This is a genomic window from Cellulomonas hominis (assembly GCF_005239125.1).
GTDB classification, from domain to species: Bacteria; Actinomycetota; Actinomycetes; order Actinomycetales; family Cellulomonadaceae; genus Cellulomonas; species Cellulomonas hominis_A.
Genome location: NZ_SZYE01000128.1, coordinates 1 through 11,543, shown reverse-complemented (window position 1 = coordinate 11,543; position 11,543 = coordinate 1). Strand labels below are relative to the sequence as shown.

Genomic DNA, 11,543 nt, shown 5'->3' with positions numbered 1-11,543 from the left:
CGCCGGGCGGCCGGGCCGGCCCCCGCGGTCGGGCCGCTCGGCGACCCGGGCGCAGGGACGTCAGCGGCGCACCCGGAACCGCAGGTGCAGCACCCGGCTGCCCGCGACCACCTCGTCCGGGTCCTCCAGCACGTGCGTCCCGCCGGCCGACCCGAAGTAGCGCTTGCCGGACCCGAGCACGACGGGCGCCACGTCCATGCGCACCTCGTCGACCAGGCCGGCGGCGAGCGCCTGGCCGCCGACGTCGCCCGCGGCGACCTCGACGACCCGGTCGCCCGCGAGCTCCTGCGCCCGCGCGACCGCCGCCTCGACGCCGTCGACGAAGTGGAACGGCGCCGCCGGGTCCCAGCCCTCGGGCGGGGGGCGGTGCGTCACGACGACGACGTGCCCGACCCCGCTCGGCGGCGTCCCGTCCCAGCCGTCCGTCAGGTCGAAGACGTGCCGCCCGACGACCGTCACGCCGATGCTGTCCCAGTACGCCCGGGTGTAGTCGGCGGACGCCTGCGACACGGTCAGCGCGCCGGAGTCGTCCAGCGGCACGTCGCCGTGGGTCAGCCAGTCGAACAGCGGCCCCGGCTGGTCGTCCTCGTCGGCGACGAAGCCGTCCAACGACACCGAGCCGTACATGATCACCGTGCCCACGGGGCCCTCCTCCGCTCGGGGATGCCGCGGGGGAGCCGTCGTCGCCGTCGTCCCCGCCGTCGGCGCGCCGAGGCTAGCGCCCGCGCCGGTGCCCTGACGAGAGGGTGCCCGCGGGGGCGGCCGCGCGAGCAGGGCGCCGGGTACTAGTACCAACGTCCGATCGCGCGGCAGACCCGCGACGCGGGACAACTGTGGTGTCGGATCCACCCCCACCCGAGGAGTCCCCGTGAAGCGCACCCTGGTGTTCACCGCCGCCGCCGCGCTGGCGATCGTGCCGGCCGTCGTCGGCCTCACCGCCAACCCCAGCCTGAGCCGCGAGGTGCCGGTCGCGGTGCCCAGCCAGGCGCCCGCCGCGGACGACCGCGGCGGGGCCACCGACCGCGACCTGCGCACCGAGGCCGGCGACGACCGCCGCGCGGGCGGCGGCGCCGCGTCCGACGACGCGACGCCGTCCGGTTCCGCGTCGCCCTCCGCCGTGCCGGACGACCGCGGCGGCCGCGCCGACCGGGACGACCGGTTCGAGCCGGGCGACGACCGCCGGGTGAACGGGACGGCACCCGCCGTGCCTGCCGTCCCGGCCACCCCGGCGACGCCGGCCGCGCCCGCCGTGCCGGGCGACGACTCCGGGCACCACGGCGGGTCGTCCGGCGCCGACGACTCGGGCCACCACGGCTCGGGCTCCGGCTCCGGCTCGTCCGGCTCCGACGACGGGGCCGGGGACGACCACGGCGGCCGGCACGGCGGCCACGGCAGCGACGACTGACCCGTGCCCGCAGCACCTAGGGTGGCGCCTGTGCAGACGCCCGCGCCCGCGGCCGAGGACGGCCGTGTCGTCCTCAGCCGCGGCGCGTCCGCCGCCGCCCCGGCCGCGCCGGTCCGCACCTGGCGGGTGTTCCTCCAGGTCGGCGCCGCGGCCGCGGTCGTGCTGGTGCTCGTCGCGGTGCTGGGGCTGAGCGCGAGCCGGCGGATCGCGGAGCAGGAGTCGGTCAACGACGCCGCGCGCAGCACCGACCTGCTCGCCGACGCGGTGGTGCAGCCGGCCCTCACCGACGGCGTCGTCACCGGGGACCCGGACGCGCTGGCCGCGCTCGACGCCGTGGTGCGGGACCGGGTGCTCGGCGACGCGGTCGTCCGGGTGAAGCTGTGGGACGCCGGGGGCCGGATCGTGTACTCCGACGAGCCGCGGCTGATCGGCGAGACGTTCCCGCTCGGGGACGAGGAGCGCGCCGTCCTCGCGGACCCCGCGACGCAGGCGGACGTGAGCGACCTCGACGAGCCGGAGAACCGCTACGAGCGGGACCAGGGCCAGCTGCTCGAGGTGTACCGCCCGGTGTGGACGCCGGACGGCACGGTGCTGCTGTTCGAGACCTACAGCCGGTACGACGTCGTCACCGAGCGGGCCGCCGCGGTGTGGCGGGGGTTCGCCGGCATCACCGTGACCAGCCTGCTGCTGCTCCTGGTGCTGCTGCTGCCGGTGCTGTGGACGCTGCTCGACCGGCTGCGCCGCGGGCAGGACCAGCGGGAGCGGTTGCTGCGCAGCGCGGTCGACGCGTCCGAAGCCGAGCGGCGCCGGATCGCCGCCACCCTGCACGACGGCGTGGTGCAGGAGCTCGCGGCGTCGTCGTTCGCCCTCGCCGGGGCGGCCGAACGCGCGGAGCGGGCCGGGTCCGCCGACGTCGCGGCGGACGTGCGCGCGGCGAGCGGCACCGTGCGGACGAGCATCCGCGGGCTGCGGTCGCTGCTGGTCGACATCTACCCGCCGAGCCTGCGGACCGCAGGGCTCGGCGCCGCGCTGGCGGACCTGGCCGGCGGGCTCGCGTCCCGGGGCGTGCGGGTGGTGGTCGAGGCCCCCGACGACGCCCTCGCCCACGTCGGCGTCGACGCCCAGCAGCTCGTCTACCGCGTGGCGCAGGAGACGGTGCGCAACGCCGTGGCGCACGCCGGCGCGGCCGAGGTGCGCGTGACCCTGTCCCGGGAGGCCGGGCTGCTGGTGCTGGAGGTCGCCGACGACGGCTCCGGGTTCGACGCGGCCGCCACCCTGGCCGAGCCGCCCGAGGGCCACCTCGGCCTGCGGGTGCTCGGCGACCTCGCCGCCGCGGCGGGGGCGGACCTGTCCGTCGCGTCCGCGCCCGGCGGGGGAACCCGCTGGCGGCTCGCCGTCGACCCGGACGTGGAGGTGCGATGACCGAGGACATCACCGTGCTGCTCGCCGACGACCACCACCTGGTGCGCTCGGGCCTGGCGGGGCTGGTCGACGCCGCGGACGGGATGCGGGTGGTCGGCCAGGCGGCCGACGGCGCCGCCGCCGTCGCGCTGGCGACGGACCTGGCCCCGGACGTGATCCTCATGGACCTGTCGATGCCCGGGACCGACGGCGTCGAGGCGACCCGCGAGGTGCTCCGGGTGCGTCCGGCGACGCGCGTCGTCGTCCTGACGTCGTTCTCCGACCACGGCCGGGTGTCCGCGGCGGTCGCCGCCGGGGCCGTGGGCTACCTGCTGAAGGACTGCGAGCCGGAGGAGCTGGTCGCGGCCGTGCGGTCCGCCGCGCAGGGGTACTCGCCCCTCGACCCCCGGGTCGCGGGGGCGCTGCTGCCGTCCGCCGCGCCGCGACCCGCGGACCGGCTGAGCGCGCGGGAGCGGGACGTGCTGCGGCTGCTGGCGCGCGGGCTGGCGAACAAGCAGATCGGGCGCGAGCTCGGGATCGCGGAGCGGACGGTGAAGGTGCACGTGGGGCACGTGTTCCGGCTGCTCGGCGTGGCGGACCGGACGAGCGCGGCGCTGTGGGCCCGGGAGCACCTGCCGGAGGCGTGAGGCCCGGCCCCGGAGCGCGTCCCGGGATCAGGGGAGCGTGCCGGTGACCGGGTCGCGGTCGGTGAGGCAGTACCGCCGCCCCGCGGGGTCCGCCAGGACCGTCCAGTGCTCCCGCACCGCCTCGACCCGCGCGCCGAGCGCCACGTGCCGGTCGGTCTCGGCGGTGCGGTCGGAGCACGCCAGGTCGAGGTGGGCGCGGACCGGGCCGGTCGGCTCGTCGAGGCGCTGGAGCAGCAGGCGCAGCGGCATGCCGTCGGGCCGGTGGAGGGGCACCAGGGAGGCGCCGGGCGCGGTCGTCCGCGCGGGCCAGCCGGTGAGCGCGGACCAGAACCTCCGCTCGGTCTCCTCGTGCTCGGCCGGCACGTCGACCGCCAGCTGGTCGAGCAGGCTCGCGTGCGACCCGCCCGCGGGGCGCTGCCAGGTCGCCGGGGCGGGGCGGCGCCCCGCGGGGTCGGCGACGACGCAGAACGCGAGCCCGCCGGGCGAGGTCAGCACGACGTGGTCCGAGGCGGCGAGCTCGCGCGCGCCGAGCGCCACGGCCGCGTCCGCCGCGGCGCGGACGTCGTCCACGTGCAGGTCCAGGTGCACCCCGCCCGGCCCCGAGCGGACGCGCTGGGCGCGCAGGAACGCGTCGCCGTCGGCGGGGACGAGCGTCACGAACTCGCCGTCGGGCCCGCGGGACGGGGACAGGGTCGTCGCGGTCGCGGCCTGCCAGAACGCGAGCGTGCGGTCCCAGTCCGCGGCGGTGGCGTCGAGGAAGGCGGTGGCCCAGCGGATCATGCGCCGACCGTAGCGGCACCGGCCGACCCGGCGGCGAAAACCGGTAGGGGCGTGTGGGTGCCGGGTCCTAGGGTCGACGGACGATGCTCGGAACCACCACCGCCCCGCCCCCGGTCGACACCACCACCGACCGGGGCACGCGCGCGCCCGCCGACCCCTCCCGCCGCCTCGACTGGCGCCGCCTGCGCGGTCCCGTCGCCGGGCTCGCGCTCGTCGCGCTGACCATCGCCTCGGTGGGTGCCGCGCTCGGCACCGTCGTCGCGGGCGACATCGCCGAGCACCCGACCTCCGCCGGGCTGTGGCTGCTCGCGGTGTGCCTGGTCGGCTCCGCGCTGGTCGACACCGTCGGGCAGGTCGCGTGGGCCGGGGTCGTGGACCGCGCCGAGGGCCGGCTGCGCGGCGACCTGCTGAGCGCCGCGCTGCACCAGCCGCTCGGCACGCTCACCGAGCAGGCGGTCGGGGAGGTGCTCGACCGGGTGGACGACGACACGCACGCGGTCGGCACGCTCGTGCGCCGGCAGGTGTGGGGGCTCGGGCGCACCGTGGTCGGCTGCGTGCCGCTGTGGATCGTCGGCGGGCTGACCTGGTGGCCGGCCTGGGTGCTGTTCCCGCTGCTCGGCGGGATCACCGTGCTCGTGGTCCGGCCGTCGCTGGGGGAGATCGCCCGCCGCAAGGTGGTCGAGGAGCGCGCCTGGACCGACAACGCCGCGGCGTTCGAGGAGGCGGTCGCCGCCCGCGACGACCTGCGCACCAGCCGCGGGCAGGCGTTCGCCGTCCGGCGGCTCGCCGAGGCGTCCGCCGTCGTGCACCGGATGCTCGACCGGGTGCTGGCCGTGGAGACCCGGATGACCGCCCGGGCCGGGACCCTGCTGCACGCGTTGCTCGCGGGCGTCGTCGTCGCCGGCGTCGTGCTCGCCGGGGCGGGCGACCTGTCCGTCGCGCGGCTGGTCACGCTGTTCCTCGTCACCGCGTCGTTCGTGGGGCAGTTCGACATGCTGGCCCGGCACCTGCCGGACGTCCAGGAGGGCATCGGCGCCCTCGTCCGCATCCGCGAGCTGCTCGACACCGAGCCCGAGCCGGCCGGCGGGCGGCCGGTGCCGACGGGGCCTCTCGACCTCGAGCTGCGCGACCTGCACTTCTCCTACGCCGAGGGCACCTTCGCCCTGCGCGGGGTCGACCTGCGGGTCCCGGCGGGGCGGACGGTCGCGCTCGTCGGGCGGACCGGGTCCGGCAAGTCGACCCTGGCCTCCCTGCTGTCCCGCGCGGTCGAGCCCGAGCCGGGGTCGGTGCTGCTCGGCGGCGCCGACGTGCGCGACCTCGACCTGCAGGACCTGCGTGCCGCCGTCGGGGTGGTCACCCAGCGCACCGAGATCCTCGCCGGGACGCTCGCCGAGAACATCACGCTGTTCGCCGACGTGCCGCGCGCCGACGTCGAGGCCGCCGTGCGCGAGCTGCGGCTCACCGACTGGGTCGCCGGCCTGCCCGACGGGCTGGACACGCTGCTCGGCCCCGGCGGGACCTCGCTGTCCGCGGGCGAGGAGCAGCTGGTCGCGTTCGCGCGCCTGCTGGTGCGGGACGTGCAGGTGGTCGTGCTCGACGAGGCGACCGCGCGCATGGACCCGCTGACCGAGGCGCGCGTCGTCGCGGCGTCCGAGCGCCTGCTCGGCGGGCGGACCGGCGTGCTCGTGGCGCACCGGCTCGGCACCGTCGACCGCGCGGACCAGGTGGTCGTCCTCGACCACGGGCGCGTCGTGCAGCAGGGTGCGCGGGAGGTGCTCGCCCGGGAGGACGGGCCGTTCCGGGCGCTGCTCACGGCGAGCCGGACCGACGGGCACGCGGGCGTGCTCGACGGGGGCGCCGGGACGGAGCGCGCGGAGGGCGCCGGGACGGAGCGCGCGGAGGGCGCCGACGCGGAGGTCCCCGGGGCCGGACGCGGGGACGTCGAGGCGGCGGGTGCGGGCACCGAGGTCGGCGCGCGGCGCCGCACCGGCCCGCCGCCCGCGCTGCGCGACCCCGGCACCGGTCCGAGCCTCGCGCGCGGCATCGCGCACGCCCTCGTCGTGAAGCCGCGCTGGGGCCTGCTCGGCGGTCTGCTCTTCCTGCTGTCCAGCCTGTTCGCGGCCCAGGGCGCCGTGACCGGCTACCTCTGGGGCCACACCGTCGAGGGCCTGCGCGCCGGGGAGCCCACGACGGGCCTCGTCGTGGCGCTGGCGATCACGCTGCTGCTCGTCGCCCCGTGCAGCTCGCTGGCGTTCCGGCTGTACCCGAAGTGGTGGATCGAGCTGCTGCTCCGGGTCCGGCTGGCGGTCCTGGTCGGCCAGACCCGGCAGCACCGGCTGCGCCGCACGCCCCCCGGGGAGGTCGTGGCGCGCGCGCTCGACGCGGACCGGTTCGTGCGGTACGCCGACCGCTGGGTCGACCTGGTGAACGGCCTCGTCCTGGTGGCGGTCACGGCGGTGCTCAGCTGGTCGCTGCTGGCGGGCGCCGTGCTGCTCGCGGTCCTCGTCGTCAGCGCCGCGTGCGCGCTCGCCGGTCGCGGCGTCGCGGGCCGCTCGGCGACGCGGTCGGCCGCGGCCCGCGCGGGCTTCGGGCGCTCGCTCGTCTCCGCGCTCGACGCCGCCCGCACGGTCAAGCTCGCGGCCCGGACGCCGCAGGTGCACGCGCACCTGCGGCGGGTCGACGACGGTCGCGTCCAGGCCGCGGTGTTCGAGCACCGCGTGCAGGCCGTGCTCGACGGGGTGCCGATCATCATGGTGCAGGTCGGCGCGGTCGTGGCCTGGGGCGCGCTGCTCGCCGGGGTCTGGGACCTCGCGAGCACGCTGCTGGTCGCGGGCGCGGTCGCCGGGTTCAACTGGTTCGGCGTCGTCGCCGGCGCGGTCGTCACCGAGGCCCCCGGCACCCGGTCCTGGCAGCAGGCCACCGCGTCGTTCGCGGCCGGCGCGGACCTCGTGGACGAGCAGCCGGGCGTCGACCTGCAGGCCGGCGTCGCCCCGCCGCCCGCACCCGACCAGCGCGACCGGTTCGACCGGCTGGAGCTCCGCGGGGTCGGCGCCGTGCACGACGACGGCACGATCGGCGTCGCCGGCGTGGACCTCACGGTCGAGCGCGGCGAGCTCGTGCTGCTGCTCGGGCGGGTCGGCGCGGGCAAGTCCAGCCTGCTGTCGGCGCTCGCCGGGCTCATGGCGCACACCGGCCGGATCCGGTGGAACGGCGCCGACGTCGCCGACGCCGAGGAGTTCCTGCGGCCCGGCCGGGTCGCGCACGTCGCCCAGGTGCCGCGCGTGCTGTCCGGGACGTTCGCCGACAACGTGCGGCTCGACCACGACCGCGCGGTCGAGGGGCCGCTGGCCGCGGCGCGGATGGCCACCGACGTGGCCGAGGCGGGCGGCCCGGACGCGCTGGTGGGGCACCGCGGCGTGCGGCTGTCCGGCGGCCAGGTGCAGCGGCTCGCGCTCGCCCGCGCGCTCGCCACGGAGTCGGAGCTGCTGCTGGCCGACGACGTGTCCAGCGCGCTCGACGCCAGCACCGAGATCGAGCTGTGGACCGCCCTCCGCGAGCGTGGCACCACCGTCGTCGGGGCGACGTCCAAGCGGGCGGCGCTCGCGCGGGCGGACCGGGTCGTGGTGCTCGAGGAGGGTGCCGTGGTGGCGGTCGGGCCGTGGCGCGACCTCGCGCCGCGGTGGGGGCACCTGGCGGGGTGAGGCGGGCCGACCCGGGCGGCGTGCGGGCCGGGTCGGCGTGCGGGCCGGGCGGCGTGCGAGTCGGGGCCCGTCGCTAGGCTCGCCGCATGACCACGCTGATCGCCGAGGACCTGCTGCTCCTGCTGCTCGACGACCGCAAGGGCACCGCCACGTCGAGCCACGTCGACGTGGCCCTGGGCGGCGCGCTGCTGCTGGAGCTCGCGCTCGACGAGGCCGTGCACGTCCGGGAGCGCACCAGCATCTGGTCCGGCGCGAAGGTCGCCGCCGCCCCGGGCGCGACGGTGGCCGACCCGGTGCTGGCGGAGGCGCTCCGGCGGGTCGCCGAGCGCGAGCGTTCCGCCTCCGACCTGGTCAACCGGCTCGGCAAGGGCGCGCGCGACGCGCTCACGGCGCGGCTCGCGGAGCGCGGGATCCTGCGCCGGGAGGACGACCGGGTGCTCGGGCTGTTCCCGCGCACCCGGTGGCCCGAGGCGGACGGGCGCCACGAGGACGAGGTCCGCGCGCGGCTCGCCGCGGTGCTCGTGCAGGGTCTCGACCCGGACCCGCGCACCGGCGCGCTCGTGGCGCTGCTGCACGCGCTGAGCCTGGCGCCGTCGGTCGTCGACCGCGGGGGAGTGCCGGCCCGGGACGTCCGGCGGCGCGCGAAGCAGGTCGCCGAGGGCGCCTGGGCCGCGAAGGCGGTGCAGGACGCGATCACGGCGTCGACCGCGGCGATGACCGCGGCGATCACGGCCACGACGGTCGTGACGGCCGCCGGCAGCTGACCCGGACCGGAGCCGTCACCTGCGGAGCCCCGAGATGGTGCGGGTGCCCCGGCCCGCATCGAGAGCCGGGCGCGCGTCGGCGCGCGGGCGGCTCGAGGTCACGCCCCCGGGGTGCGCTCCGGCAGCAGGTCCTCGATCGCCGCGACCACCTCGGGCGCGTCGGGCAGCACGCGGGGGCGGAACCGGCGGGCGCGCCCGTCCGGCGCGACCAGGAACTTCTCGAAGTTCCAGGTGATCCGACCCGCCTTGCCCGCGTCGTCCGGGACGTCGTGCAGCGCCCGGTACAGCGGGTGCGCGTGCCGGCCGTTCACGGGGGTCTTCTCCAGCATCGGGAAGGTCGCGCCCCAGGTCGCCGAGCAGTACTCCGCGATCGCGTCGGACGACCCGAGCTCCTGCAGGAACTGGTTGCTGGGGACCCCGACGACGGTGAAGCCGCGGGCCCCGTAGGACCGGTGCAGCGCCTCGAGCTGCTCGTACTGCGGCGCGAGCCCGCACCGGGACGCCACGTTGACCACGAGGGCCACGCGCCCCGCCGTCAGCGCGCCGAAGGTGGTGTCCTCGCCGCGGAGGGTCCGGACCGGGATGTCGTCGATCTGCACGCCCTCACCCTGCCACCGGCCGGGCCGCCTGTCAGGAGACGCGACCCGGGAGGAGCTTGTGCCAGTAGATCAGCGGCTCCAGGTACCGGTCGAACAGCAGCAGGCCGGGCCGCGGCCGGGCGAGATCCGGGAACGGCAGCGACGGCTCGGGCCGGCCGTCGCGGTCGAACTCGGCGAGCAGCAGCCGGCGCCGCGAGGTGGTGACCGGGGCGACGGAGTAGCCGTCGTACCGGTGCATCGTCCGGCCGGTGCGGCGCGCCTGGATGTTGTGCGCGACGACCGGCACCTGGCGCCGCAGCGCGCCGCCCGAGGGCAGCGTCCCGACCGTCGCGGCGTCCCCGAGGCCCCAGACGCGGGGGTGCCGGACGTGCTGCAGCGTCTCCGGGTCGACCGCGACGAAGCCCTCGCTGTCGCCGGCCGCCAGGTCGCTGTCGGCGATCCAGCCGTACGCCCGGTGCGGGGGCGCGAGGTAGAGCGCGTCGTAGCCGACCTCCTCGAGCCCGCCGTCGCCGGCCGCCGTCAGGGTCCGCGCCCCGGCGTCGACCGACGTCACCGCGGTGCGCAGCCGCACCCGGACGCCGTACTCCTCGGCCGCGGCCCGCAGCCGGCGGTCCGCCTCGGCGTGCCGGACGAGGTGCGGCCCCTCGGCCAGCAGCTCGACCTGGATGTCCCCCAGGACCCCGGTGCGCCGCCAGACGTCCAGCGCGGCGAACATGGGCTTCAGGCCGACGGGGGAGCAGGGCACGTGCCGGTCGGACAGCGCGAACACCGCGCGGCCCGCGCGCAGCGCCGAGAGCATCGTCCACGTCTTCTCGGCCTGCTCGGGCAGGTAGCTGGTCGCCGCGTGCGGGGTCGCCACCGCCTCCCGCGCGCCGGGGACGGCGTCCCAGTCGACCTCGGACCCCGGGCAGACGGCGAGGTCGCCGTAGCCGAGCTCCGTGCCGTCCGCGAGGACGACGACCGACCGGGCGGGGTCGACCGACGCGACCGTGCCGGCGTACCGGCGCACGCCCGAGGGGACCACCTCGTCCTGGGGGCGGCGCAGGTCGGCGAGGGTCGCCGTGCCGGAGGCGACGTAGGACAGCAGCGGGCGGTAGTGGTGCACCGACCGCGGCTCGACGACCGCGACGTCGCGGCACCCGTCCCGCCGCACCCGCCCGGCCAGGGACAGCCCGGCGTTGCCGCCGCCGATGACGAGCACGTCGTGCCGCCGGGGACCGCTCATGTGTGCACCACGTTCCGTCTGCCGGGGACCGGACCCGGCCACGGTAGGCGAGGGCGGGGCGGCGCGCCCGCGGGGGACGGGAGCGCGACACGGCGGACGCGGATGGACTTATGAGGTAAGCCTTCGCTAATGTCCGGGTCGTGCCCGTGAACCCTGCCGCGATGGCCGCCGCCGACGTCAGCATCGGCTACGGCGGCGACCCCGTCGTCACCGGGGCGAGCGTCGAGCTCGCCGCGGGCCGGGTGACCGCGCTGGTCGGGCCGAACGGCTCGGGCAAGTCGACGCTGCTGCGCGGGATGGCCCGCCTGCAGCGGCTGTCGTCCGGCCGGGTCACCGTCGCCGACGGGGACGCGGACGCGCTGTCGGCCCGCGACTTCGCCCGCCGGGTCACGCTGCTCGCGCAGTCCCGGCCCACGCCCGCCGGGATCACCGTGCGGGACGCGGTCGAGTTCGGGCGGCACCCGCACCGGCAGGGCTGGCGCGGGACGGACCCCGAGGGCCGGGCCGCCGTCGACCGGGCGCTGGAGCTCGCCGGCATCGCCGACCTCGCCGGCGACGACGTGGACGCGCTGTCCGGCGGCCAGGTGCAGCGGGTCTGGTTCGCCTCGGCGCTGGCCCAGGACACCGGCGTGCTGCTGCTCGACGAGCCGACGAACCACCTCGACCTGCGGTACCAGGTCGAGGTGCTCGAGCTGGTGCGCAACCTCGCCGACGAGCACGACGTCGCGGTCGGCGTGGTGCTGCACGACCTCGAGCAGGCCGCTGCCGTCGCCGACCGGGTGCTGGTGCTGCACGGCGGCCGGGTGGTCGCCGACGGCGCGCCCGAGCGCGCGCTGACCTCCGAGCTGCTGAGCGAGGTCTACGACATCGACATCGTGGTGCGGGCCGACGCGGGGACCGGGCACGTCAGCGTGCACGCGCCGCGGCTGCTGCTGCGCCGCGTCGAGGGCCGCGGCGCCCGCCCCGACGGCCACCGCGGGTTCGTCGGCGCGGCCGGCGGCGCGGTGGCCGTCGCCGCGGT

At 77.9% G+C, this 11,543-nt stretch carries 10 protein-coding genes; 6 read left to right on the top strand and 4 right to left on the bottom strand.

The genetic code is table 11. The features are described 5' to 3' along the window. Nucleotides 1–60 precede the first annotated feature (60 nt). Nucleotides 61–642, bottom strand: a complete 582-nt coding sequence (locus FA014_RS14035) for a dihydrofolate reductase family protein (RefSeq protein WP_154730282.1) — start codon at nucleotides 640–642, stop codon at nucleotides 61–63. A 226-nt stretch (nucleotides 643–868) separates the two neighbouring features. On the opposite strand from FA014_RS14035, the gene FA014_RS14030 reads away from it, so the two are divergent. The 3 genes from FA014_RS14030 to FA014_RS14020 are packed head-to-tail and all read left to right on the top strand — an operon-like array spanning nucleotide 869 to nucleotide 3,453. Further along, a complete protein-coding gene (locus FA014_RS14030) occupies nucleotides 869–1,405 on the top strand; it encodes a hypothetical protein (RefSeq protein WP_154730281.1) in 537 nt (178 codons plus the stop codon). 30 nt (nucleotides 1,406–1,435) lie between these two features. After that, entirely contained in the window at nucleotides 1,436–2,827 is a 1,392-nt protein-coding gene (locus FA014_RS14025) for a sensor histidine kinase (RefSeq protein ID WP_154730280.1), read from the top strand. Next, nucleotides 2,824–3,453, top strand: coding sequence for a response regulator (locus FA014_RS14020; protein ID WP_154730279.1), 630 nt, complete (start codon nucleotides 2,824–2,826; stop codon nucleotides 3,451–3,453). Before FA014_RS14025 ends, FA014_RS14020 begins: the two co-directional genes overlap by 4 nt. Before the next feature lie 27 nt (nucleotides 3,454–3,480). On the opposite strand, the gene FA014_RS14015 is transcribed toward FA014_RS14020, so the two are convergent. Next, complete coding sequence (locus tag FA014_RS14015) at nucleotides 3,481–4,233, bottom strand: VOC family protein (protein WP_154730278.1); 753 nt, start codon at nucleotides 4,231–4,233, stop codon at nucleotides 3,481–3,483. A gap of 83 nt (nucleotides 4,234–4,316) precedes the next feature. Between FA014_RS14015 and FA014_RS14010 the strand changes: the two genes are divergently transcribed. Next, on the top strand, nucleotides 4,317–7,934 hold the full coding sequence (locus FA014_RS14010) for an ATP-binding cassette domain-containing protein (protein ID WP_154730277.1): 3,618 nt from the start codon (nucleotides 4,317–4,319) through the stop codon (nucleotides 7,932–7,934). 86 nt (nucleotides 7,935–8,020) lie between these two features. After that, on the top strand, nucleotides 8,021–8,698 hold the full coding sequence (locus tag FA014_RS14005; protein WP_154730276.1) for a GOLPH3/VPS74 family protein: 678 nt from the start codon (nucleotides 8,021–8,023) through the stop codon (nucleotides 8,696–8,698). Between the two features lie 98 nt (nucleotides 8,699–8,796). On the opposite strand, the gene FA014_RS14000 is transcribed toward FA014_RS14005, so the two are convergent. After that, entirely contained in the window at nucleotides 8,797–9,297 is a 501-nt protein-coding gene (locus FA014_RS14000) for a glutathione peroxidase (RefSeq protein WP_154730275.1), read from the bottom strand. A gap of 31 nt (nucleotides 9,298–9,328) precedes the next feature. Then, nucleotides 9,329–10,522, bottom strand: a complete 1,194-nt coding sequence (locus FA014_RS13995; protein WP_154730274.1) for an NAD(P)/FAD-dependent oxidoreductase — start codon at nucleotides 10,520–10,522, stop codon at nucleotides 9,329–9,331. Nucleotides 10,523–10,662: 140 nt separating this feature from the next. On the opposite strand from FA014_RS13995, the gene FA014_RS13990 reads away from it, so the two are divergent. Beyond that, on the top strand, nucleotides 10,663–11,543 hold an 881-nt coding region (locus tag FA014_RS13990; RefSeq protein ID WP_328288202.1), incomplete at its 3' end, for an ABC transporter ATP-binding protein.

Coding starts and splice junctions, on each gene's coding strand:
- FA014_RS14020 (WP_154730279.1), top strand. CDS start 2,824: ATGACCGAGGACATCACCGTGCTGCTCGCCGACGACCACCACCTGGTG.
- FA014_RS14015 (WP_154730278.1), bottom strand. CDS start 4,233: ATGATCCGCTGGGCCACCGCCTTCCTCGACGCCACCGCCGCGGACTGG.
- FA014_RS14010 (WP_154730277.1), top strand. CDS start 4,317: ATGCTCGGAACCACCACCGCCCCGCCCCCGGTCGACACCACCACCGAC.
- FA014_RS14005 (WP_154730276.1), top strand. CDS start 8,021: ATGACCACGCTGATCGCCGAGGACCTGCTGCTCCTGCTGCTCGACGAC.
- FA014_RS13995 (WP_154730274.1), bottom strand. CDS start 10,522: ATGAGCGGTCCCCGGCGGCACGACGTGCTCGTCATCGGCGGCGGCAAC.